The sequence below is a fragment of the Streptomyces parvus genome (assembly GCF_014648875.1).
Lineage (GTDB): Bacteria > Actinomycetota > Actinomycetes > Streptomycetales > Streptomycetaceae > Streptomyces > Streptomyces parvus.
Map to the genome: position 1 here is coordinate 96,674 of NZ_BMRY01000015.1, position 23,792 is coordinate 120,465.

The 23,792-nt window shown below is 70.3% G+C and carries 22 protein-coding genes and 1 tRNA gene; 15 read left to right on the forward strand and 8 right to left on the reverse strand.

Annotated features, from left to right (window positions below):
* Positions 1-113 precede the first annotated feature (113 nt).
* From IE140_RS32600 to IE140_RS32640, 9 genes are all read left to right on the forward strand, one after another.
* Entirely contained in the window at positions 114-1,010 is an 897-nt protein-coding gene (locus IE140_RS32600) for an FAD binding domain-containing protein (protein ID WP_032765056.1), read from the forward strand.
* Positions 1,007-2,629: a (2Fe-2S)-binding protein gene (locus IE140_RS32605; protein WP_189460953.1), complete on the forward strand. Its 1,623-nt coding sequence runs from the start codon at positions 1,007-1,009 to the stop codon at positions 2,627-2,629. The genes IE140_RS32600 and IE140_RS32605 overlap by 4 nt, the downstream gene beginning before the upstream one ends.
* Before the next feature lie 76 nt (positions 2,630-2,705).
* Positions 2,706-5,069 (forward strand): xanthine dehydrogenase family protein molybdopterin-binding subunit, encoded by a 2,364-nt coding sequence (locus IE140_RS32610; protein WP_189460955.1) that lies wholly within the window; start codon positions 2,706-2,708, stop codon positions 5,067-5,069.
* A 525-nt stretch (positions 5,070-5,594) separates the two neighbouring features.
* Entirely contained in the window at positions 5,595-6,023 is a 429-nt protein-coding gene (locus IE140_RS32615; RefSeq protein WP_150197920.1) for a hypothetical protein, read from the forward strand.
* A 19-nt stretch (positions 6,024-6,042) separates the two neighbouring features.
* Complete coding sequence (locus tag IE140_RS32620; RefSeq protein WP_150197922.1) at positions 6,043-8,352, forward strand: hypothetical protein; 2,310 nt, start codon at positions 6,043-6,045, stop codon at positions 8,350-8,352.
* 152 nt (positions 8,353-8,504) lie between these two features.
* The gene (locus IE140_RS32625; RefSeq protein WP_150197924.1) at positions 8,505-9,008 is read left to right on the forward strand and encodes a hypothetical protein; all 504 of its coding nucleotides are present in this window, start codon (positions 8,505-8,507) and stop codon (positions 9,006-9,008) included.
* 72 nt (positions 9,009-9,080) lie between these two features.
* Entirely contained in the window at positions 9,081-9,728 is a 648-nt protein-coding gene (locus tag IE140_RS32630) for a hypothetical protein (RefSeq protein ID WP_229826982.1), read from the forward strand.
* Positions 9,725-10,396 (forward strand): hypothetical protein, encoded by a 672-nt coding sequence (locus IE140_RS32635; RefSeq protein ID WP_150197928.1) that lies wholly within the window; start codon positions 9,725-9,727, stop codon positions 10,394-10,396. The genes IE140_RS32630 and IE140_RS32635 overlap by 4 nt, the downstream gene beginning before the upstream one ends.
* Before the next feature lie 66 nt (positions 10,397-10,462).
* A complete protein-coding gene (locus tag IE140_RS32640; RefSeq protein WP_150197930.1) occupies positions 10,463-11,236 on the forward strand; it encodes a hypothetical protein in 774 nt (257 codons plus the stop codon).
* 74 nt (positions 11,237-11,310) lie between these two features.
* Here the strand turns inward: IE140_RS32640 and IE140_RS32645 are convergent.
* A tRNA-Cys gene (locus IE140_RS32645) sits at positions 11,311-11,385 on the reverse strand.
* Positions 11,386-11,585: 200 nt separating this feature from the next.
* On the opposite strand from IE140_RS32645, the gene IE140_RS32650 reads away from it, so the two are divergent.
* The 6 genes from IE140_RS32650 (at position 11,586) to IE140_RS32675 (ending at position 17,717) form a co-directional block, all read left to right on the forward strand.
* Positions 11,586-13,091 carry an MFS transporter gene (locus tag IE140_RS32650; RefSeq protein WP_093445697.1) on the forward strand — a complete coding sequence of 502 codons (1,506 nt, stop codon included), beginning with the start codon at positions 11,586-11,588 and terminating at the stop codon, positions 13,089-13,091.
* 40 nt (positions 13,092-13,131) lie between these two features.
* Positions 13,132-13,332 carry a ribbon-helix-helix protein, CopG family gene (locus tag IE140_RS32655; RefSeq protein WP_093445696.1) on the forward strand — a complete coding sequence of 67 codons (201 nt, stop codon included), beginning with the start codon at positions 13,132-13,134 and terminating at the stop codon, positions 13,330-13,332.
* The gene (locus IE140_RS32660) at positions 13,329-13,724 is read left to right on the forward strand and encodes a type II toxin-antitoxin system death-on-curing family toxin (RefSeq protein ID WP_032765051.1); all 396 of its coding nucleotides are present in this window, start codon (positions 13,329-13,331) and stop codon (positions 13,722-13,724) included. Before IE140_RS32655 ends, IE140_RS32660 begins: the two co-directional genes overlap by 4 nt.
* A gap of 156 nt (positions 13,725-13,880) precedes the next feature.
* Positions 13,881-15,665, forward strand: a complete 1,785-nt coding sequence (locus tag IE140_RS32665) for a DEAD/DEAH box helicase (protein ID WP_032765050.1) — start codon at positions 13,881-13,883, stop codon at positions 15,663-15,665.
* A gap of 509 nt (positions 15,666-16,174) precedes the next feature.
* Complete coding sequence (locus IE140_RS32670; protein ID WP_006124906.1) at positions 16,175-16,819, forward strand: IclR family transcriptional regulator; 645 nt, start codon at positions 16,175-16,177, stop codon at positions 16,817-16,819.
* Positions 16,820-16,928: 109 nt separating this feature from the next.
* Positions 16,929-17,717: a S16 family serine protease gene (locus tag IE140_RS32675; protein ID WP_088575067.1), complete on the forward strand. Its 789-nt coding sequence runs from the start codon at positions 16,929-16,931 to the stop codon at positions 17,715-17,717.
* Here IE140_RS32675 and IE140_RS32680 read toward each other — a convergent pair.
* The 7 genes from IE140_RS32680 to IE140_RS32710 all read right to left on the reverse strand — a co-directional run bounded on the left by IE140_RS32680 (position 17,677) and on the right by IE140_RS32710 (position 23,754).
* The gene (locus tag IE140_RS32680) at positions 17,677-19,035 is read right to left on the reverse strand and encodes an MFS transporter (protein ID WP_150197016.1); all 1,359 of its coding nucleotides are present in this window, start codon (positions 19,033-19,035) and stop codon (positions 17,677-17,679) included. The genes IE140_RS32675 and IE140_RS32680 overlap by 41 nt on opposite strands.
* Positions 19,036-19,094: 59 nt before the next feature.
* Positions 19,095-19,289 (reverse strand): hypothetical protein, encoded by a 195-nt coding sequence (locus tag IE140_RS32685; protein WP_150197015.1) that lies wholly within the window; start codon positions 19,287-19,289, stop codon positions 19,095-19,097.
* Positions 19,290-19,335: 46 nt separating this feature from the next.
* Positions 19,336-19,953, reverse strand: a complete 618-nt coding sequence (locus IE140_RS32690) for an ArsR/SmtB family transcription factor (protein ID WP_107411686.1) — start codon at positions 19,951-19,953, stop codon at positions 19,336-19,338.
* A 64-nt stretch (positions 19,954-20,017) separates the two neighbouring features.
* The gene (locus IE140_RS32695) at positions 20,018-20,983 is read right to left on the reverse strand and encodes a glycine betaine ABC transporter substrate-binding protein (RefSeq protein ID WP_150197014.1); all 966 of its coding nucleotides are present in this window, start codon (positions 20,981-20,983) and stop codon (positions 20,018-20,020) included.
* On the reverse strand, positions 20,980-21,849 hold the full coding sequence (locus IE140_RS32700; RefSeq protein WP_032765044.1) for an ABC transporter permease: 870 nt from the start codon (positions 21,847-21,849) through the stop codon (positions 20,980-20,982). The genes IE140_RS32695 and IE140_RS32700 overlap by 4 nt, the downstream gene beginning before the upstream one ends.
* Complete coding sequence (locus IE140_RS32705; protein ID WP_093445689.1) at positions 21,846-23,114, reverse strand: betaine/proline/choline family ABC transporter ATP-binding protein; 1,269 nt, start codon at positions 23,112-23,114, stop codon at positions 21,846-21,848. Before IE140_RS32705 ends, IE140_RS32700 begins: the two co-directional genes overlap by 4 nt.
* Complete coding sequence (locus tag IE140_RS32710; RefSeq protein ID WP_006124899.1) at positions 23,107-23,754, reverse strand: ABC transporter permease; 648 nt, start codon at positions 23,752-23,754, stop codon at positions 23,107-23,109. Before IE140_RS32710 ends, IE140_RS32705 begins: the two co-directional genes overlap by 8 nt.
* Positions 23,755-23,792 lie beyond the last annotated feature (38 nt).

Here is a 23,792-nt window from a genome sequence, read left to right on the forward strand (position 1 = left end):
CCTCGCGCCGGTCCGTTCGGAAGATGTGCCAGAGTTGCCACGTCCGGGCTGTGAACACGTACCGTACGGCGGAACAGGCCAGAGCGCCGGGAGACCGGGAAGGGGCAGCTGGGTTGACCACGCACGCACCGCAGGCGATGCAGTCGGTGACGCTGCCGACCTCGTTGGACGAGGCCGTGGCGGCTCTCGGCGCCATGCCCGCAGCCGTTCCGGTTGCCGGGGGCACGGACCTGATGGCAGCCGTCAACAAGGGGCTGCTGCGCCCCTCCGGCCTGGTCGGCCTCGGCCGGATCAGCGAGCTGCGCGGCTGGCACTACCAGGACGGCCACGCGCTCCTGGGCGCCGGACTCACCCACGCCCGGATGGGCCGCCCGGACTTCGCCGCCCTCATCCCCGCCCTCGCCGCCTCCGCCCGCGCCGCCGGCCCGCCCCAGATCCGCAACGCGGGCACGCTCGGCGGCAACATCGTCACCTCCGCGCCCACCGGCGACGCCCTGCCTGTGCTGGCCGCGCTGGAGGCCGAACTCGTCATCGCGGGCCCCGACGGCGCCCGCCGCGAGATCCCCGTCTCGCACCTGCTGGCCGGACGTGAACTGCTGGAGCCCGCGGAGCTCATCGGCTTCGTCCGCGTACCGCTGCTGCACGCCCCGCAGGTGTTCCTGAAGGCCACGGGACGCACCGGTCCCGGCCGCGCCACCGCCTCCGTCGCGATCGTCCTGGACCCGGCCCGCCGGGGCGTGCGCTGCGCGGTCGGCGCCATCGCCCCGATGCCGCTGCGCCCGCTGGAGGCGGAGCAGTGGATCGCCTCGCTGATCGACTGGGACGGCGAGCGGGGCCTGGCCCCCGACGCGCTGGCCGCCTTCGGCGAGTACGTCGCCGCGGCCTGCATCCCGGACCACGCACCACCGGCCGACGGATCAGAGGCCCCGCCGCTGTCCCCGGCCGTCCTGCACCTGCGGCGCACGGTCGCCGCGCTCGCCCGACGCGCGCTGGGGAGGGCACTGTCGTGAGCAATGAGGAGAACCCCCACCAGCAGCACGGGCAGCAGGGGCAGGGGCACTCCGAGGGCCCGGACCCGCGGTACGGCGGCTGGGAGCCGACCCCGCAGGGCGACGGCTTCGACGCCGACGCCACCGCGGCCGACGCCACCGCCTTCGTCCACCTGCCGCCGGAGGACCTGGCGAACATCCCGCTGGCCGCGCCCGGCCAGGGGTACGTCCCGCCGATGATCGTTCCGCTGACCCCGGCCGCCGGTCTGGACCCGGCGGCGACGGGCAGCTGGGTGATCCAGACGCAGACCCAGCAGGCGCAGGCGGAGCAGCGCGCCCAGGAGGCCGCCGCCGCCCAGGAGACCGGGGCGATCCACTGGCCGGACCCGAACCAGCAGGGCGGATACCAGGGCCCGTACGAGGACACCTCGCACGCCACGGCCCAGTGGAACTTCACCGAGGCCCTAGGTGAGACGGCGGCGGCTCCGGAGGGTGCCCAGGCGCCCGGGGAGGCCGACGCTTCGGCCCACACGGGTAACACGGCCCACGCAGCCCACACGGGACATACGGGTCACACGGGCCAGTGGACGATCCCGGTCGCGGACGGGGATCTCCCGGACGAATCGGGCGAGTTCCTGGCGTCGGCGCACACCCCGCAGTGGTACACGGACAGCGCCCGCCCGGCCACGCTGCCCGGCGGCGCGCCCGCCCCCTGGGCCACACCGGAACCGGAAACCGCTCCCGTACCGGCGCCGGAGGCCGAAGCCGAGCCGGAAGCAGAGCCGGAAGCCGAAGCGAACGCGCCCGAGGCGGGCGAAGCGGAAGCGCTCCCGGAGGAGGAAGCGGAACCGAACGCGGAGGCGGAGGCGGAGGCGGCGACGGAGGCTGTCGCGGACGCCGACCGCACCGCAACGGAAACCGCCGCCCCCACGGATGCCGCCCTCACGGATGCCGCCCTCACGGACGGCGCCCCCACGGGTGCCGCCCCCACGGACGGCGCCCTCGCTCCCGTCGACGAGCCCCCCGCCCTCCCCGACGTACCGAGCGAGCACCCCGCCGCGTCCTACCTGCTCCATGTGAACGGCGTGGACCGCCCGGTCAGCGACGCCTGGATCGGCGAGTCCCTGCTCTACGTGCTCCGGGAGCGCCTCGGTCTGGCCGGTGCCAAGGACGGCTGCTCGCAGGGCGAGTGCGGCGCGTGCAACGTCCAGGTCGACGGCCGGCTGGTCGCCTCCTGCCTGGTCCCCGCGGCCACGACGGCGGGCAGCGAGGTGCGTACGGTCGAGGGCCTTGCCGTCGACGGCGAACCGTCGGACGTCCAGCGCGCCCTGTCCGCCTGCGGAGCCGTCCAGTGCGGCTTCTGCATCCCCGGCATGGCGATGACCGTCCACGACCTGCTGGAGGGCAACCACGCCCCCACCGAGCTGGAGACCCGCCAGGCGCTCTGCGGCAACCTCTGCCGCTGCTCCGGCTACCGGGGTGTGCTCGACGCGGTCGCGGACGTCGTCGCGGCCCGCGAGGCGAACGCCGAGGCGGCGGCCGCGGCGGCCCCGGACGAGGCGCGCATCCCGCACCAGGCCGAGCCGGGCGCCGGCGGCGTGCAGCAGGGCCCCCACCCGCACGAGGGAGAGGCGCTGTGAGGCACGCCCGCGGCCCCGCCGTACAGCAGCGGCACACGCATCACCGGCAGCACCACGTGATCGACAAGGAGGCGGCGTGAGCAGCGACGCGGCCACCGCGGCCAACGCGACCAGCACCAGCCTGCCCAGGATCGACGCGCTGAGCGGCGGCCCCGGCGGCGGCCCGGACCAGGACCTGGAGCAGCCCCGGATGGGCCTCGGTTCGTCGCTCCCCGCCGCCGACACCCGGGCGAAGACCGAGGGCACCTTCCCGTACGCCGCCGACCTCTGGGCCGAGGGACTGCTGTGGGCGGCCGTGCTGCGCTCCCCGCACCCGCACGCGCGGATCCTGTCCATCGACACCTCGGGCGCCGAGGAGATGCCCGGGGTGCGGGCGGTCGTCACGCACGAGGACGTGCCGGGGGAGAGCAACTACGGCCGGCACGTGGTGGACCGCCCGGTGTTCGCCTCCGACCTGGTCCGCCACCACGGCGAGGCGATCGCCGCGGTCGCCGCGGACCACCCGGACACGGCTCGGCTGGCCGCCGCCGCCATCGCCGTACGGTACGAGGTGCTGGAGCCGGTCACGGACCCGGAGAAGGCGTTCGAGGCGGAGCCCCTGCACCCCGACGGCAACCTGATCCGCCACATCCCGCTGCGCTACGGCGACGCGGAGGCGACGGGCGAGGTCGTGGTGGAGGGCCTGTACCGCATCGGCCGCCAGGACCCGGCCCCGATCGGCGCGGAGGCGGGCCTCGCCGTGCCGAGGCCCGACGGCGGCGTGGAGATCTACACCGCCTCCACCGACCCGCACACCGACCGCGACCTGATCGCGGCCTGCTTCGGCCTGGAGCCGGACCGGGTCAAGGTCGTCGTGACCGGGGTGCCGGGGGCGACCGGCGACCGCGAGGACCCGGGCTTCCAGATCCCGCTGGGCCTGCTGGCGCTGCGCACGGGCTGCCCGGTGAAGCTGGCCGCGAGCCGCGAGGAGTCCTTCCTCGGCCACACCCACCGCCACCCCACCCTCCTGCGCTACCGCCACCACGCGGACGCGGAGGGCCGGCTGGTCAAGGTGGAGGCCCAGATCCTCCTGGACGCGGGCGCGTACGCCGACGCCTCCTCCGAATCCCTGGCGGCCGCCGTGGCGTTCGCCTGCGGCCCGTACGTCGTCCCGCACGCCTTCATCGAGGGCTGGGCGGTCCGGACGAACAACCCGCCCTCCGGCCACGTACGCGGCGAGGGCGCGATGCAGGTCTGCGCGGCGTACGAGGGCCAGATGGACAAGCTGGCCGCCAAGCTCGGCATCGACCCGGCCGAACTGCGCCTGCGCAACACGCTCTCCACGGGCGACATCCTGCCCACGGGTCAGACGGTGACCTGCCCGGCCCCGGTAGCCGAACTGCTCCAGGCCGTACGCGACTTCCCCCTCCCCGCCCTCCCCAAGGACGCCCCGGAGGACGACTGGCTGCTGCCGGGCGGCCCCGAGGGCGCGGGGGAGCCGGGGGCGGTGCGCCGGGGCGTGGGCTACGGCCTGGGCATGGTGCACATGCTCGGCGCCGAGGGCACGGACGAGGTCTCGACGGCCACGGTCCGGGTCCACGACGGCGTGGCCACCGTCATCTGCGCGGCGGTCGAGACAGGCCAGGGCTTCAGCACCCTCGCCCGCCAGATCGTCCAGGAGACCTTGGGCGTCGAAGAGGTCCACGTGGCGGCGGTGGACACCGACCAGCCCCCGGCGGGCCCGGCGACGCACGGCCGCCACACCTGGGTCTCCGGCGGGGCGGTGGAACGGGCGGCGAAGATGGTCCGCACCCAGCTCCTTCAGCCGCTGGCGCACAAGTTCGGCATGTCCACGGAGCTGCTCCAGATCGCCGACGGCAAGATCACCTCGTACGACGGGGTCCTCTCCACCACCGTCACGGAGGCGATGGACGGCAAGGAACTCTGGGCCACCGCCCAGTGCCGACCCCACCCCACGGAACCGCTGGACGAGGCGGGCCAGGGCGACGCGTTCGTGGGCCTCGCGTTCTGCGCGGTACGGGCGGTGGTGGACGTCGACATCGAGCTCGGCTCGATCCGCGTGGTCGAAATGGCGGTCGCCCAGGACGTGGGCAGGGTCCTCAACCCCGCCCAACTGGCCATCCGCATCGAGGCAGGCATCACCCAGGGCATCGGCGCGGCCCTCACGGAGAACCTCCGCACCGCGAAGGGCCTGATCCGCCACCCCGACCTGACGGGCTACGCGCTCCCGACGGCCCTGGACGCCCCCGACATCCGCATCGTGAAACTGGTCGAGGAACGCGACGTGGTGGCCCCCTTCGGCGCGAAACCGGCCTCGGCGGTCCCGGTCGTCACGGCCCCGGCCGCGGTGGCCTCGGCGGTCCGCTCGGCCACGGGCCGCCCGGTGAACCGCCTCCCGATCAGGCCGCAGGCGGCGGTGGCGACGACGCCGAAGGGCTGAGCCTCAAGGCCCTGGTCCGGCGACGGTCCCGCTCGGCGTCCAGCGCTCAGCAGGGACCGTCGTCGACGGTGGCGCTGAGGTCGTACCGGGCGATGGAGTCACCGCTGCCCCCATCGGCCCCGGGCACGAAGACCCCGCCGCCCGCGGACTCCGTCTCCGTGACGCGCAGGCAGACGGCGGAGCCGGCGCCCCCGGCCGAGACCTCGTAGTCGTGCCCGCTGCCTACCCGCTCCGCGGAGACCGCGTGCGACGGCCCCTGACCCGCCCCAGGGCGAGCGCCGCATCCGACGGCTGCCCCGCCGCCCGGGGACGGGAACGCCAGTACAGCCGGGAGGGCCCGACGAGGGCGACGACGAGAAACGCCGCGGCAAGGAGGAACAGGAAGACGACTACGGACACAGGAACTCCCCCTGTTCGCTGAATTCGTGCCCGGACAAAGGCTCAGATCGTACTCGTCCGCGCTGCACCCGGGATCGTAGGGTGACCCCGCGAAGGCTGAACGTATGGAAAAACCCGGGGGAGCACGTGACATTCGAACAGGAATGGGCCGAACTGCGTTCGGCTGCGGCCCAGCGAAGTGCCATGCAGATCAACAGCGCCCCGGCCGAGGGTGGCGGTGGTGCCGGTGCGCCGGACCTGGTGGTGAACCGGGACGATCTCGGAGCTATCGGGAATGATGCCTACGATCTCAGGACGAGACTGTCGAAGGACGGTGACCACGCCCGCCCGACCACCTTCGCGGCGGCGATCGCTCTCACCAACGGCAACTTCGCGAGCGGCTCGGCGGTTCTGAAGGTGCACGACTTCTGGCAGAAGCATCTCAAGACGCTGCTGGATTCCTGCGCGCACATTTCGAACCACCTGGATTACTCCAAGGCGCAGCATGCGAAGGACGACGTGAAGATCGGTGGAGATCTGGCGCCGATCTCCAAGCTGTCGGAATACATGAAGTAGGGCTCGGGGGAGCGCGCACATGCTGAGTTACGAGGACATCGTCGAAGCCCCGTTGGGGAAGCTGAAGGCGGCGGCCGACGACTGGTCGGAGATGGCGACGAAGCTGGACAGGCTCGCCGATCACGCGTCGGACGGAATGAAGGCGAAGGCGAACAAGGCGAACTGGGAAGGCCTCAACGCAGGGGTCACCAAGGCGTTCGTCGGCAAGACCGTCAAGGAGTTCGCGGACGCCGCCGCCGAGGCCAAGGGCGTGAAGACGCTGCTCGAAGAGGGGTACGCGGCCTTCAAGAAGGCCAAGGACGACCTCGTCAACATCCGGGACCACGAGGGGCCGGCCGCCGGGATCTCAGTGGACGGCAGAGGAAAGGTCACGGCGCGTTCCCCGATCTCCGAGAACAACGCGGCGCGTCACGATCCCGACTTCGGTAAGTACCTCCAGCAGGAGAGGGAGAACATCGCGTCGTGGCAGAAGAAGATCGACCACATCGTCGAAACCTGCAACGACACCGATGTGGCCTTCAAGAACTCCCTTGAGGCCAACGTCACCGACCGCAAGGACTTCAGCGCCCCGAAGTACACCAAGTTCGACCAGGAAGAGGCGGCCCGCGCCGTCGCTCTGGCAGCGAAGGGCCGCGACCTCACGCACGCGGAACTCCAGGCGCTGAACGAACTGCTGCGCGAAAACGGCAAGTCGGTGGAGTTCGCCAAGAACTTCTACGAGAAGCTCGGCCCGGAGAAGGCGCTCACCTTCTTCGGGCAGCTAGCCACGGACACGCACGACATCACCAAGGTCGACAAGGAGCGCTTGGCGGACGTCCAGGCCCTCCAGCGTAACCTCGGCCTCAACCTGGCCACGGCCTCGCACGACAAGGCGTTCACGGCGGAGTGGGGGCCGGAGCTCCGCAAGATGGGTACGGAACGCTTCCCGCTCGCCAAGAACGACTACGGCGGACCGTTCGGCTACCAGCTGCTCGGCGGCATCATGCGGTTCGGGAACTACGACCCCAAGTTCCTCAATCCCATGGCTGAGCATGTGGTCCAGTTGAGGCAGAAGGACCATGACTTCTTCTACGCGTCAAAGGGCGTCCCCGGTGGGCCGGAGAATCTGTACAACCCCTCGGGTGTCAACGGCTCCGGCTATGACCCGGTGAACAGCATGCTGGAGGCCTTGGGGCACAGCCCGGAGGCCGCAAAGCAGTTCTTCTCCGCCGAGCCCACCGCGTACAACGAGGACGGCACCCTGAAGAGCGGTGACGCTGACCTCGGAAAGGACAAGGAAGGGGAGAAGATCACCGGTTACCTGGACTTCTTCCAGAACGAGGACTACGACCCGTTCCTCGACATCACGAGCCACCATCCTGATGACGTGAAGAGGTCCACGCAGTACATGCCCGACGCGCTCGGCAAGGCCTTGGAAGCGGCGACCACCGGGCACGCCTGGGACGACCCCTCACCCACGCTGAAGCGCGACGAGGTGACGGCGGGCATCATGAAGAACGTGATCGATAGCTACGGAGCCGACTCCGGGCTCAGGGACCGGCACGAGCCGATGAAAGACAGCCTTGCACGCATGGGTGCCGCTTACATCGACGACTTGAATTACTCGACCTATAATTTCGGCGGCTACGGAGATGAGGCAGGGCGCGACGAACTTTTCGTGAGGCCCAACGGATCCGAAAGGAACGATTTCGGAGAGGATGCGACACTGAGGTTCATGACCGCAGTGGCCGCGGACGACGAGGGCTACCGGACTTTGAGCAGTGCTCAACAGGTGTATCAGGCCAGTGGGCTTCGATCTTTCGGAGAAAATACAGAAGAAGCGCTGGCGTTCGGCGGAAACGCGACCAAGGTTCACGGAATCCTCGATGAGTCGCGCAGCGTCGGAATCCGAGATGAATTCGCGAATGACGAGGATGCGAAGAACCTGGCCATGGAGAAGAGTGCGGAGTGGCGCAAGGCCGGCGTCAGCGGTGCGGTGACGGCCGTAGTGGGAGTCGGTTCCGCCGTTGTGCTGGGTCCTGCCGCTGGTGTGGTCGCCGCAGTTGCGGTCCCGCTGGCAATGGAGGCGGCCGGCAGTGCGGTGAACACGCAGTACGGAACTGAAACTCTCGAATACCTCAAAGAATCCGAGTACAACAATGACGACCAAGCGCTCACCAGTATTGAAAGCGAGAGTACGCAGGGTGAGCGCAGTGCTGCAGCTGCTATGTTCCACTACGCTGACTCCGCAGGTATGTCGAAAGATGAGAAGCGCGATCTCTTCCGAGATATTGAGCAGAATTACAACAGTGGCGTCACGGCCGTAGGCCGGTCGATGAAGGTCAAGTGATGATGAAGCGATCATTCCCTGCGTCTGTGATGACCGGGTTCGTTCTATGCGCTCTAGTGTTGGCCGGGTGCTCGGGAAAATCCGCGGCAGACAAGAAGGCGCATAGTCCCACGAGCCTCCAAGTGTGTGGCCAGTTCCTGGGTGCGGAGAACGTGCGCAGGGCGGTCGACGCCGTAGACGGTGGTGACGCGAATGCCACGGCACGCAATAGTCCGGATCGGCTGGCGGCTGCACTGACTCTGGAGGCTAAGAAGTGGTCATTGGGTGATTTGCTTTACTATCCGCACAACGCCTGTCGTATTGACATCCCAGCTGAGAGCGATGGTGCATACGTGATAGAGGCAGAGGCCAAGTGGTCGGCACTCACCATCGATTCGATGCGCGAGCCGAAGTACGCCAAGAGTTGGCGACAAGTGAACGACCAAGTGTTTGTCGAGCAGGAGCCCGGGCGGCCCATCGTGACACTCCTCGTCGCATGCGGTATCCCCGGTGCAGCATCGGAGCAGGAGGCAGAGCTTCCCCTGCAGATGACGATCATGGATCCAGGGCTGGGGATCGAGCAGCGCCAGCCCCTGCTGTCGACGTTCGCGCGAACCTTGGTGGACGAACTGGCCTGCACCGGAGATCCGGTTGTACCGGCGCAACTCCTCCGCTGACCTCGGACATCGAGGTCTACTACGAAAACGGGAAATCTGCGGGCCAGTGACCAGAGGAGGGGGTAAGTGTTCATGTTGCCCAAGACGAACCGGCTGATACTCGTCGCGACTCTGGCCATCGGCGGACTCCTCTCCGGGTGTTCCGGGGGCGAGGAGCGCGCGGAATCGCCGAAACAGGAGCAGTGCGAGACGTTGCTAGGTGCTGAGAACGTGGAGGCGGCCGTGAAGGCGACGGGCGGCAGTGATGTCGAGGTGAGTGGGACGCCTCAGGCCGATGTTCTGGCTGATCGCCTCGCACGGGAGGCCAAGCGGTGGCAGAAGTCCGACTTGCTGCACACCCCTTACACCGCTTGCCGTATGAGTGCATTCGAGGGTGACCGGATCGTCGGCACTGTCGATGTGTCAGTGAAATGGTCCGTGCTCTCGGTGAGGATGATGGACAACCCGCAGATCGGTCGGACATGGCGCCAGGTGAACGAATCCCTCTTCGTGGCACCGGAACCAGGCCCTGCCCGTATGCAGTTGCTTGCAGTTTGCGCCGTACCCGGTGCCATCGCCTCCCAGCCGTCCGATCTGCCGCTCCAGTTCGAGGTAGCGGCGAAAGACTTGGGAACGGAACTCCGGTGGGAACTGCTCAGTACGTTCGCTCGGTCGGTCGCGGGAGAGATGGATTGCGAGAAACGCCCTGTCGTTCCCTCAGCACTGCCTACATCCGGATGAGCAGGACCTCCAGCCCCGGCCGCCTCGGTCTCGTCGGCGCGGTCATTGCGGTTTCCCTGGCGGCAGGTGCGGTCGGCTGTGCGGACGGGGAGAGCGCCGACGCAGCGCCTGACTTTTCCACGGGACCGACGGAACTCTGCGGCGGCAACGCGGTCTCGGCCGAGGCGGGCAAGGCGCTGAAGGTGATCACGGGGGCGTCCCGGTTCGAGGGGTCGGGACCGGATGGCACCGTCGCATTTGCCGCGAAATGGTTGAGCGAGGGCTACGATTCCCCCGCGCCCGATGACGGGGACATCTGCCAGATATATGCGAAGAACTCCGCAGCGGGCGATCGGTTGGAGGCCACCTGGGAGCTGACCTGGGGCCCGCCGAAGGGCGAGCCTGCTGCGATGTTCAGGGTGCTTCCGATGGGGGAGCGGGCCCTGGCGGCTCCGAAATCCGGCTCCATCCAGTTCGCCTGCCGGAGCGAGAAGTTGCCCGGCTCGACGCCGGCGCATATCGACATCGGCGTCGAGCGCTGGTCGCCCGAGGACCCCGAGGGCGATCCGGAGAAGTTGACGGACGCCTACGCGACCGTGGTCCATTCCTTCGCCCTGGCCATGGCTAAGGAACTGCGCTGCGAGAACGACGGAGGCCTGGAGCCCCGGCCGGTGCTCGACCCCGCGTGACGCACGGCGGTGCTGTGGCGACAAGTCCGGCCGGTACCGTGGCCGTTGACCAGGGGAGGTGCCGGCGTGATATCCGAACCGGAGTTGGTGGGGGAGGACGGGCCGGGCTCGTCCTCGGAGGTCGTGAGCGGGTTCGACCCCGAGCAGGGGGCCGGGGGCGGTGGACGGCGGCGTTGGCACCGCGCGCTCTGGGGTGTGGCCGGGGCGCTGACCGCGTCGACGGTGTGGGCTGCGGCCGTCTTCGGGTACGGGCTCGGCGATGACGGGAAGCCGGACTCCCGTGGCTACCGTGTGGCGTCCGGCTCCTGCGCGGCGATGGAACTGAAGGCGCTCTCCAGGGCGGTGGGGCGGCCCGCGTCCGAGCCCGCGACCGAACTGGACGGCATCGAGCATCCCGCCCTCCACCGCATCAGCTGCACCGTCAACTTCACGGCGGCGGTGCTCAGGGGGCCAGGCGGCGAGGAGGACTCGGGCTGGGCCACCGGATATCACGCCTCCCTCACGGCCGAACTGCACAAGGAGACCGATCCGCGCCCCGAGTTCGAGGCGAGCAGCACTCTGACGGAGGTCGACGGAACGGGCGTCGACCGGGTGGAGCGCGTACCGGATCTCGGCGATCTGGCGTATCTGCTGGTCATGGAGGACGAGTCGATGAGCGTGCGGGTGGTGGACGGCGGTGCCGTCGTGACGCTCACCCTGGCCTCCTGGATGTCCCCTCCGGACATGGACCAAGGAAGGGCCGGTCCGCCCGACGGGCTGGACCGGCCCGAGATGCTCGCCTACCGGGCCGACCTGATCAGCGACACGCGTGCGGTGATGAAGGCGCTCAAGACCGGCTGACCGACCCGGTGGGCCGCCGTGCACGGGGAAGCCGAAGTGGCCGCCCCTGTCGTGGGGCGGCCACTTCCCTGCGCTGGAGACCGTGACCGGATTCGAACCGGTGTAACTCGAGTTGCAGTCGAGCCCCTGAGCCTCTCGGGCACACGGTCGGGGTTGGTGCGGTGTTCCGCTGTTCCTTGCTGACAACGACGCTACGGGCCGCCGGCTCCCGCCTCAAGGAATCCGGCCGCCGTGCAACGTGACTGCCATACGCCGTTCACAGCCGGGCCCCGGACCTACGACCAAGGGCCGAGCCCAGGACCGTACATCGACAGGGTTCAAACCGGCCCATGCCCCTTACGCTGAGCCCATGACCGCCCTCGAACCCCGTGACGGCACCGACGCCGCACACCTCGCGCCGCCCGCGACCGACGCCCCGTCCCCGGACCCGCTGTCCGACCTTCCCGCCGCGGCCGTCGAAGGGGTCCTCGGGCGCACCTACCGGGCGCTGAGCATCGGCATCGTGTCCGTGGTGTTCCTCATCGCGTTCGAGGCCACGGCGGTCGGTACGGCGATGCCGGTCGCCGCCCGCGAGCTGAACGGGATCCCCCTCTACGCGTTCGCCTTCTCCGCGTACTTCACCACCAGCCTCTTCGCCATGGTCCTCTCCGGGCAGTGGGCCGACCGGCGCGGGCCGCTCCAGCCGCTCGCCACCGGGATCACCGCGTTCGGCGTCGGGCTGCTGCTCTCCGGGGCGGCGACCAGCATGTGGGTCTTCATCGCGGGCCGGGCCGTCCAGGGGCTCGGCGGCGGGCTGGTGATCGTCGCGCTGTACGTCGTCATCGGGCGCGCCTACCCCGAGCACATCCGGCCCGCGATCCTGGCCGCCTTCGCCGCGAGCTGGGTGATCCCGTCCGTCGTCGGGCCGCTCGCCTCCGGGACGGTGACCGAGCAGCTCGGCTGGCGCTGGGTCTTCGTCGGCATACCCGTCCTCATCGTGATCCCGCTCGCCCTGGCCCTCCCGGCGATCCGGCGCACCGCCTCCGGGCCCGCCGACCCGGCCGCTGCCACCGAGCCGTACGACCGTCGCCGCATCCGGCTCGCCCTCGGGATCTCGGCCGGGGCGGGGCTGCTCCAGTACGCGGGGCAGGAGCTGAACTGGCTCGCCCTCCTGCCCGCCGCCGTCGGTGCCGCCCTCCTCGTGCCCGCCGTCCGCGGACTGCTGCCCACCGGGACCGTGCGGGCCGCCCGGGGGCTGCCCTCGGTGGTCCTGCTGCGCGGGATCGCCGCCGGTTCGTTCATCGCCGCCGAGTCCTTCGTACCGCTGATGCTGGTCACCCAGCGCGGACTGTCCCCGACGATGGCCGGGCTGTCGCTGGCCGTGGGCGGGGCGACCTGGGCGCTCGGTTCGTTCGTCCAGTCCCGGCCGCGCATGGAGCCGCACCGCGAGCGGCTGATGGTGACCGGCATGCTGCTCGTCGCCGCTTCGATCGCCGTCGCGCCCTCCGTGCTGATCGAGGGGGTCCCCGTCTGGATCGTCGCCGTCGCCTGGGCCTTCGGCTGCTTCGGCATGGGCATGGTGATCGCCTCCACCAGTGTCCTGCTCCTGAAGCTGTCGGCCCCCGAGGAGGCGGGCTCCAACTCCGCCGCCCTCCAGATCTCCGACGGCCTCTCCAACGTGCTGCTGCTGGCCTCCGGCGGCGCGGCCTTCGCCGCGCTGGGCGGCGGGGCGGTGGGCGCGGCCGCGCACGGGGCGGTGCAGGCGGGGTCCGCGGGCTCGCACCCGGGGGCGTTCGCGGCGGTGTTCCTGCCGATGGCGGGGGTGGCGCTGGTGGGGGTGTGGGTGGCTACGAGGGTGCTCGTACGGGAGAAGTAGCGGTACCACTCTGGCCCTATGAGTCCAGTACCGTTTCGGTATGGCCATGAACCTGCGCCTCCGGGACGACCAGACCGAAGCCCTCAAGCGGCGTGCCGAACAGGAGGGCATCAGCATGCACGCCCTCGTGCTCCGGGCCGTGGACGACTACCTCGCCAGAACGGCACAGCAGGCCATCGTCCGCAAGACGGCGAAGGAGCAGGCGGCCAAGTGGAGCGAGCTGACGGAGCGGCTGAAGTGAGCTGTGTCTATCTGAGCTCCGAGGACGTGCTCGTCATCGCCGAGCACGCCTGCGACGACATACAGATCGTCGTCCGGGATGCCGGTCTCCTGGAGTCGGCGGTCCATCGCCCTTCGGTGGCCACGTTCGGCGAAGAGGCCTATCCCGACCTGATCGACAAGGCGGCGGCACTTCTCCAGTCCTTGGGGAACCGCCACCTGCGTCCCCTGTGCGGAGACAACAGGCGGGCGGCCTGGCTCTCCTGCGTCACGTTCCTGGCCATGAACGGCGTCGACCTGCGCCCGGACATCGATGCGGCGGAACGGCTGGTCATCGACGTCGCCACCGGTGAGACGGATGAGATCAAGGTGATCTCCCAGGGGCTGCGGAACCTGGTCGTCGACGCGATGTGAGCACCGTCTCCTCGGGCCCCGGCGCGGCCCGTTCGTACGAGTTCTCAACCGGGCCCCCGGTAAGGTGGCCCGGTTGTCGTATCGCGGGCCGGGCCCTTCGGGCCGGGTGCGGTACGGGCAGCGCCCCACGTACCCGAGAGCCCCGAACCGGAGACCGTGACTACTACCACCGCCTCCCACCACCTCTCACCCGCCTTCCCCGGCCGTGCCCCCTGGGGCACCGCCAACAAGCTGCGAGCCTGGCAGCAAGGCGCCATGGAGAGGTACGTCCAGGAGCAGCCGCGCGACTTCCTCGCCGTCGCGACGCCCGGCGCCGGAAAGACCACCTTCGCGCTGACCCTCGCGTCGTGGCTGCTGCACCACCATGTCGTGCAGCAGGTCACCGTCGTCGCCCCGACCGAGCACCTCAAGAAGCAGTGGGCGGAGGCGGCCGCCCGGATAGGGATCAAGCTCGACCCCGACTACAGCGCCGGTCCGCTGAGCAAGGAGTACCACGGGGTCGCCGTGACGTACGCCGGTGTCGGCGTCCGCCCGATGCTCCACCGCAACCGCTGCGAGCAGCGCAAGACGCTCGTCATCCTCGACGAGATCCACCACGCCGGTGACTCCAAGTCCTGGGGCGAGGCCTGCCAGGAGGCGTTCGACCCGGCGACCCGGCGGCTCGCGCTGACCGGTACGCCGTTCCGCTCGGACACCAACCCGATCCCCTTCGTCCAGTACGAGGAGGGCAACGACGGCATCCGCCGCTCCTCGGCCGACTACACCTACGGCTACGGCAACGCGCTGGCCGACGGCGTCGTCCGGCCGGTCATCTTCCTCAGCTACAGCGGCAACATGCGCTGGCGTACGAAGGCGGGGGACGAGATCGCCGCCCGGCTCGGCGAGCCGATGACCAAGGACGCCATCGGCCAGGCCTGGCGCACCGCGCTGGCGCCCACCGGTGAGTGGATCCCCAACGTCCTCGCCGCCGCCGACAAGCGGCTCACCGAGGTCCGCAAGGGCATCCCCGACGCCGGCGGCCTCGTCATCGCCACCGACCAGGACTCGGCCCGCGCGTACGCCAAGATCCTGAAGAAGGTCACCGGGGAGTCGGCGACCGTGGTCCTCTCCGACGAGAAGGCCGCGTCCAAGAAGATCGACCAGTTCAGCGGCGACGAGTCGCGCTGGATGGTCGCGGTCCGGATGGTGTCCGAAGGCGTCGACGTGCCGCGGCTCGCCGTCGGCGTGTACGCGACCACGATCTCGACGCCCCTCTTCTTCGCCCAGGCCGTCGGCCGCTTCGTGCGCTCCCGCCGGCGCGGCGAGACCGCCTCCGTCTTCCTGCCGACCATCCCGATGCTTCTCGACTTCGCCAACGAGATGGAGGTCGAGCGCGACCACGTCCTCGACAAGCCGAAGAAGGGCAGCGACGAGGAGAACCCCTTCTCGGAGGAGGACAAGCTCCTCGCCGACGCCGAGAAGCTGGAGGACGAGGAGACCGAGGACCAGCTGCCCTTCGAGGCCCTGGAGTCCGACGCCGTCTTCGACCGGGTGCTGTACGACGGTGCCGAATTCGGCATGCAGGCCCACCCGGGCAGTGAGGAGGAGCAGGACTACCTCGGCATCCCGGGGCTCCTGGAGCCCGACCAGGTGCAGCTCCTCCTCCAGAAGCGGCAGAGCCGGCAGATCGCGCACAGCCGCCAGAAGCCGGCCGAGGAGGCCGACCTCCTGGAGAAGCCCGCCGAGGCCCGGCCCGTGGTCACGCACAAGCAGCTGCTGAGCCTGCGCAAGCAGCTCAACACGATGGTCTCCGCCTACACCCACCAGAGCGGCAAGCCGCACGGCGTGATCCACAACGAACTGCGCCGCGTGTGCGGCGGCCCGCCGAGCGCGGAGGCCACGGCCCACCAGATCCAGACGCGCATCGCGAAGGTTCAGGAGTGGGCGACGCGGATGACGTGATCCGCGGCCGTCCGTTCCTGTCGCCCGCTGTTCCCGTTGTTCCCGTCGGCCTGTACGGAGGTGCCAACCTCCGTACAGGCCGACGGCGTTACCCGGCTCCCCCTTGGCGGTCCGGCGGTGTTTCCGGGCCTCGCGCCCGGGAAATTTCTCCGGTGTCCGTTCACACGCAGTTAACGTCGGTTCACATCCGTGGACGTGTCGACCCGGCGGTGTCGTGACACGTGAACGCGCGTAGATGTTCGCTTTCCGGACGCCGTCCCGCTGACCGGCCCTTATGCGCGGGCCGTTCCGGGGCCCCGCGTCCGGAGACCGGATTCTGGACGAGGACTTCCGCTGAGCGGACCGGCTCGCTACTGTCCCCGCCATATGAACGCCCCGTGGCAACGCCGCCGCGGAGCGCAGCCGGTGCCTTGCCAGACCGGCGGCCTCTCCGTGCGTCGCCGCTGGGACCGGCGTCGCTACCGTCGGAGCAGGGCCGTCGTCGCTCACCCCGAAGAGGAGAGGGCGTCGTGACAGCGGAGACTTCCCAGACGCTCGACCGAGGACTGCGCGTCCTCAAACTGCTCGCCGACACCGACCACGGCCTGACCGTGACCGAGCTGTCCAACAAGCTCGGTGTCAACCGGACCGTCGTCTACCGGCTGCTCGCCACGCTGGAGCAGCACGCCCTGGTACGCCGCGACCTGGGCGGCCGCGCCCGGGTCGGCCTCGGTGTGCTGCGGCTCGGCCGACAGGTCCACCCGCTCGTCCGGGAAGCGGCGCTGCCCGCGCTGCGCTCCCTGGCCGAGGACATAGGGGCCACCGCCCACCTCACGCTCGTCGACGGCAGCGACGCCCTCGCGGTCGCCGTGGTCGAGCCCACCTGGACCGACTACCACGTCGCCTACCGGGCCGGCTTCCGCCATCCCCTGGACCGGGGCGCCGCGGGCCGGGCCATCCTGTCCGCCCGGCAGGCCACGGAGGCCGGCCACCCCGGCTACACCCTCACCCACGGCGAACTCGAAGCCGGCGCCAGCGGGGCGGCCGCGCCCCTGGTCGGAGTCTCGGGCGTCGAGGGCAGCGTCGGTGTCGTCATGCTCGCCGACGCCGTACCGGAACGGGTCGGGCCCCGCGTGCTCGACGCCGCCCGGGAAGTGGCGGACGCGCTGCGGTAGGCGGGGCGGCCGTACACCTCAGGTACGTGGATGCGTACGCGTCGGAGCGCGCGCGGGGCGGCGTACGCCTGGCGCGTTCCCGTTCCGGTGCGGCGGTTAGATTGGGTGCGTGCTCTCTCGTCTCTCGCGCCCCCGCGTCCTCGCCCTCTGCGCACTTCCCGTCCTCGCCCTGTTCGGTACGGCGGCCCTCGCGCCGCTGCCGTTCACCCTGGCGCGGCCCGGGGTGACCGCGGACGTGCTCGGCAAGGACGACGGGCGGCCGGTGATCACCATCACCGGTGCCGAGACCCGGCCCACCGACGGGCAGCTGCGGATGACGACGATCCTCGCCACCGGGCCGAAGGCGGACGTCCGCATCGGTGAGGTCTTCGACAGCTGGTTCCGGACCGACCGCGCGGTCATGCCGCGCGATGCCGTCTACCCCACCGGCGGTTCCGAGAAGGAGATCGAGAAGCACAACCTCGACGACATGAAGGAGTCGCAGAACGTCGCCGTCGACGCCGCCCTGAACTACCTGGACCGCGAGCCCGGGTCGATGCGGGTGGAAGTCGACCTCGGCGACATCGGCGGTCCGAGCGCCGGGCTCTTCCTCTCCCTCGGCATCATCGACAAGCTCGACGGCAACGGCTCCGGCGGCGGTCTCACCGGCGGCCGCACCATCGCCGGTACGGGCACGATCACCGCGGACGGCGAGGTCGGCGCGGTCGGCGGCGTGTCGATGAAGGTCCAGGGCGCCCACCGCGACGGGGCGAGCGTCTTCCTCGTACCGAAGGCCGAGTGCCGTCAGGCTGAGGCCGAGGCGCCCGACGGGCTGCGGATCGTGCCCGTCTCCACGCTGAAGGACGCGGTCGGCTCGCTCAAGGCCCTGGAGTCGGGCGGGAAGGTGCCGAGCTGCTGACCTGCCCCGGTGCCGGGGTCTCTGCCGGCGCCTGCGTCGGTGCCTCTGCCGCCACCTCTGCCTGCGGTACGGGCTTCTGTACGGGCTCCGGCCCCGGCACGTCGTCCAGCGTCCGCCAGGACGGGAACACCAGCGGGCTCAGCGTCGCCAGGAAGTAGACCCCGCCCATCGCCAGCAGCGCCCCCGTCGCCCCCGCGCCCTCCACCAGCAGCCCGGCCGCGAGCCCGCCCACCGGCATCGCGAACTCGCAGCCCGCCGTCAGCGCCCCCGACACCCGGCTGCGCAGCCGGTCCGGCACCCGCTCGTAGATGACCGTCGTCAGGATCGGGTTCAGCACACCGCCCGCGATCCCGCCGAGCAGCATCGTCACCGCGAGCGGCAGCGTCGTCCCGGTCACCGCGGCGACCAGGAACCTCGGCGCGCCGCACAGGATCACGCACACCGTGAACACCGCCCGGCGCGGGAAGCGGTGCCCCACCGCCCCGTACAGCAGCGCCCCGGTCAGGCCGCCCGCCCCGAACAGTGCCGTGAGCAGCCCGATGTGGGTCGCCCCGCCCAGTTCGGCCTCGGCGTGCACGGGCAGCAGTACGGCATACCAGCCCTGGTCGGTGCCGTTCATGAACATCACCATCACCACGACCGCCAGCAGCAGCCGGTTGCCGAGCAAGTGGGCGTAACCCTCGCGGAGTTCGGTGCCGTAGGCGCGCAGTGAGACCGGGGCCTCCGCCTTCCGCGGTTCGGCCGCGCGCACTCCCCGTACCCCCGCGGCGATGAGCAGGGCCGACAGCCCGAAGGTCGCCGCGTCCAGCAGCAGCACCGTCTCCGCCCCGGCGAAGGCGATGAGGACCCCGGCGAGGGCCGCGCCGACCATCCGGGCCCCGCGCGAGACCGCGTCGAAGAGGCTGGCGGCGCGGGTGAGCGTGGTCCCGGCGTGTTCGGCCAGGTCCGGGATCAGGACGTAGCGCGCGGTGTTGCCCGGGGTGTGGGCGAACCCGTTGAGTGCCATGAGCGCGCACAGCATCCAGAAGTCGAGGGCGCCGGCGAAGTGCAGCAGCGGGATCGCGGCGATGGCGGCCGCGCAGACGGCGTCGGACACGACGGCCGTCCGGCGGCGGCCGAACCGGTCGATGACCGGTCCGCCGATCAGCGCGGCGACGACGATCGGCAGGGTCGCGCAGAACGCGACGACCCCGGCCCGGCCCGCGCTTCCGGTGGTCTCCAGGACGAACCAGGGGACGCCGATCAGGGTCAGTGAAGTGCCTGCGGTGGAAATGGAGTTGGCCGCGAGCGTGGCGGCGAGCGGGGTGCGGTTCCCCATGGTTCTTTCTCCCCCGAGTCGATCGATGCCCCGGGTCGATGGTTCCCCCGGGCTGGTGGTTACGCCGGATGGAAAGCGGCGGCGCGGGGCGCGGCCGCGTCGCGGCCCTGCGCCGTCAGCCGCAGGCCCACCTCGACCAGGGCCCAGCCGACCCGGGTGCGCAGGCCGGTGCGGGGGAGGCGGAACTCGCCTGCCTTGGCGTGGAGTTCGGCTGCCTCGGCCGCGTGCATGAGGTGGTGGACGTCGGCATGCATAACGGGCTTCCCTTCGAGTGGTGGGGAGTTGTGGTGTGCGGCGCCGTCATTCGGAAGGGCGCGGGAAGGTGTGCAGGTGGGTGCGGACGACGGCCGAGCCCTCGGTGTCCTCGGGGACCACATCGCGGTAGCTCTCCACCACCGCGTGGAGCTTCGCCGAGAGCTCCCGTGCCAGCTCGGGGGTGAGGCGCACCTTGAAGTCGCTCATGTCCGAGCTCTGCCGCCACTCCTGCGGCCATTCACTCATCGTGCCGAGCCAGGTGTTCAGCTCCTGGGCGTGCGTGGTGGCCACCTCGTGCATGACCACGCCGATGGCGCCGCGCACCTCCGGATCCGCGTGCGCGAGGAAGTCGGCGCTCTCGAAGATCGCCCCCTCGTGCACCGCCCGCCACCAGCGCTCGCGGCCCTTGCCCAGCTCCGGGGCGTCCTCGACCAGCCCGGACTCCGCCAGTTGGCGCAGGTGGTAGCTGGTCGCGCCGCTCGACTCGCCCAGCCGCTCTCCCAGCTTCGAGGCGGTCGCCGGGCCGAACTCGCGCAGCGCGTTCAGCAGGCGGATCCGCAGGGGGTGCGCGAGGCTGCGCAGCGTGCGGGCGTCCACGGTGTGCATCCTGCGGTCGGTGCCGTCGTGGTGGTGCGGGCGGGAGGTGTCCTCGTTCTCCGTCATGCTTCGACAGTAGAGATGCAAAGAGACCTTTGCAAGGGTTCTTTTGCAACAACCTCTTGGTAACTCACCCCTCCTCGATGAACCCCTCCTCCACCAGCCACTCCTTCGCCACCTCGTGCGGATCCTCCCCGTCTACGTCCACCTTGGCGTTCAGCGTCTGTGCGACCTCGGTGGTCAGCTTCCGGGCGAGCGGATCCAGCAGCTCCGCGATCACCGGGTACTTCTCGAAGGTGGCCTCGTGGACGACCGCGGAGGCGTTGTAGTTGGGGAAGAAGTGCTTGTCGTCCTCCAGGAGGTCCAGGTTCATCGCCTTGATCCGGCCGTCGGTGGTGTACACCTCGCCGAGCAGGCAGGAGTCGGACTCCGACACCTGGGTGTAGATGATCCCGGCGTCCATCTTCTGGATGTTGCCCGCCGGGATCTTCATCCCGTACTTCTTCTCCATGCCCGGGAGCCCGTCGTCGCGCGAGGCGAACTCGTTCTCCACGCAGATCGTCACCGCGCCCGGGTCCTTCTTCGCGAGGGCGGCCGCGTCCGAGAGGGTTTTGAGCTTGTACTTCGCGTTGTTCTTCTTGCTGATCGCCAGCGCGTACGTGTTGTCGAGCGGCGCCGGCGGCAGCCAGATCACCCCGTTGCCCTTGTCCTCGTCCCGTACCGCCTCGTACTGTTTCTTCGGGTCGACGATCGGGTCCGCGTGGCCCAGGAAGGTGATCCAGCCGGTGCCGGTGTAGTCCCACTGGGCGTCGGCGTCGCCGTTGATGATGGCCTCGCGCGCGCTGATCGAGCCCGGCAGGTTCGTCCGGTCCAGGACCTCCGCCCCGGCCGCCTTGAAGACCAGCCCGGTCATCTGGCCCAGGATGATGTTCTCGCTGAAGTTCTTCGACGTCACCGTCAGCGTCGCGCCCTTCAGCGGCTCGCCCTGCCCGACCGAACCCGGCGACACGTCGTCCACCATCGGCGAACCGCTCTTGAGCCCGCAGCCGCCCAGCAACAGCACCGGCACCACCGCCAGCAGAAGTCTCTTCCTCACCGCTCCTCCAGCCCGCGCGGCGTCAGCGCCAGTTCGGCCAACGAGGCCAGCCAGTCCACCAGCAGCGCCAGCACCACTGTCAGCACCGAGCCGATGATCAGTACCGGCATCCGCTGCGTCTGGATCCCCGAGGTGATCAGGTCGCCCAGCCCGCCGCCCCCGCCGAACGTCGCCAGCGTCGCCGTGCCGACGTTCAGGACCAGGGCCGTTCGGACGCCCGCCAGGATCAGCGGCACCGCGAGCGGCAGCTCCACCTTCAGCAGGACGCCCCGCCCGGACATCCCCATGCCGCGCGCCGCCTCGATCATGTTCGGCTCGATCGCCCGCAGACCCGCCACCGTGTTGGAGAGGACCGGCAGCACCGCGTAGATCACGATGCCGATGATCGCCGTGCGCGGGCCGATGCCCAGCCAGATCACCAGCAGCGCCAGCAGACCGATCGCCGGGGTCGCCTGCCCGACGTTGGCCAGCGCCGTGAACGCCGGGGCGGCCTTCCGCAGCCGCCGCCGGGTCAGCGCGATACCGAGCGGGATCGCGATGATCAGCACCCAGAACGTCGAGATCGCCGTCAGCCGCACGTGCTGCCACCAGCGCAGTTGCACATTGCCGCCGGAGAGGGAGTTCTCCGCGATCGAGTCCAGATGGATGTTGGTGATCCAGACGTACGTGATGACCAGGATGACGGCCAGCACCGCCGGCAGGACCACCAGCTTCCGCCAGGTGATCCGGCGCTCCGGCGCGGCCGGGGCGGGGGAGGGGTCGCTCTCCTCGTCGTGGAACGCGTGGCCCTTGACGTCGTGTTCGCCCGGCGGCCGGGTCGGGGCGGCCGGGCCCTTGCCGGAGCCTGACTGGTGGCTGGGGCTCATGCTCCGCCGCCACCCCCCTCCAGCTCCTGCTCCGTCTGGTGGACACGCTGCTCCTCCAGCTGGTGCTGGTGCTCCATCGCGGTCAGCCGGTCGGCCTCCAGCAGCTCCTGCACGTTGTCCATCAGCGTCTTCATGTCGACGACCCCGATGAACTCGCCGCGCCGCCCGGTCACCGCCACCCGGCCCCCGCTGTCGGTGAGCACCGCCTCCAGCGCGTCGTGCAGCGTGGCGTCCCGGGTCACCGTGTCGTGCACCAGCTGCCCGGCCCGCGCCAGCGAACCGCGCGCCCGCATCAGGTCGCCGCGCCGCAGCCACTTGTACGGGCGGTTCCTCCGGTCCAGCATCAGCAGCTCGTTGTGCGGGCCGTTGCGCAGCTTGTTGAAGATCGTCTGGAGCGGGTCCTCGACCGTCACCGTCGGGAAGTCCGCGATGCCCACATCCCGTACGCGGGTGAGATTGAGGCGCTTGAGGGCCGCGCCCGCGCCGACGAAACCCGAGACGAAGTCGTCCGTCGGGTTGGTCAGGATCGCCTCGGGGGTGTCGAACTGCGCGATGTGCGACCGCTCCCGCAGCACCGCGATCCGGTCGCCCAGCTTGATCGCCTCGTCGAAGTCGTGGGTGACGAACACGATCGTCTTGTGCAGCTCGTGCTGGAGCCGGATCAGCTCGTCCTGGAGGTGGTCGCGGGTGATCGGGTCGACCGCCCCGAACGGCTCGTCCATGAGGAGGACCGGAGGGTCGGCGGCGAGCGCCCGCGCCACGCCCACCCGCTGCTGCTGCCCGCCGGAGAGCTGACGCGGATAGCGGCCGTGGAACTCGCGCGGGTCCAGACCCACCAGGTCGAGCATCTCCTCCACCCGGTCCTTCACCCGGGACTTGGACCAGCCGACCATCTTCGGCACCAGGGCGATGTTGTCCGCGACCGTCATGTGCGGGAAGAGCCCGGAGGACTGGATCGCGTAACCGATCTTCCGGCGCAGCTTCACCGGGTCGATGTCCGTGACGTCCTCGTCGCCGATCCGGATCCGGCCCGAGGTCGGCTCGATCAGCCGGTTGATCATCTTCAGGGTGGTGGACTTCCCGCAGCCGGACGGGCCGACGAAGATCACCGTCTCGCCGGCCTTGATCTCCATGGAGACGTTGTCGACGGCCGGGTTCGGGTTGCCCGGGTACCTCTTGGTGAGGTTCTCCAGCTGGATGGTGGCCCCGGAGGCGGCCGCGGACCCCTCCTCCACAGCGACAGCGCCGGTCTCGGTCTCAGGCACGGATCCCCCTCGGGATGGTCAGCCGTCCCAGCAGGACGTACGCGGCGTCGAAGAGCAGGGCGAGGATGACGATGCCGAGCGTGCCCGCGAGCACCTGGTTGATCGCGTTGGCGCTGCCCAGGGAGGCGATGCCCCGGAAGATCTCGTTGCCGAGACCGGGCCCGGAGGCGTAGGCGGCGATCGCGGCGATGCCCATCAGCATCTGCGTGGAGACCCGGATCCCGGTCAGGATCGGCGGCCAGGCGAGCGGCAGCTCCACCCGGCACAGCCGCGCCGTGCGCGACATCCCGATGCCCGTCGCCGCGTCGACCAGCGACGGATCGACGCCCCGCAGCCCGACGATGGAGTTCCGGACGATCGGCAGCAGCCCGTACAGCGTCAGCGTGATCACGGTCGGCGCGACCCCGAGGCCGACCAGCGGGATCAGCAGACCGATCGCGGCGAGGGACGGAATGGTCAGGATCGTCGCCGTGGAGGTGATGGCCAGCGAGCCGCCCCAGCCGCTGCGATAGCTCACCACCCCGATGATCACACCCAGCACGGTGGCGATGACCATGCACTGGAAGACCGCGCTGACGTGCTGGAACGCGTCCGTCAGGAGCTGCTGGTGGCGGGTGATCAGATACTCCCAGAAGCTCACACGGCACTCCCTCGGCTCCGTCGGTGTCGCCGGGCCCC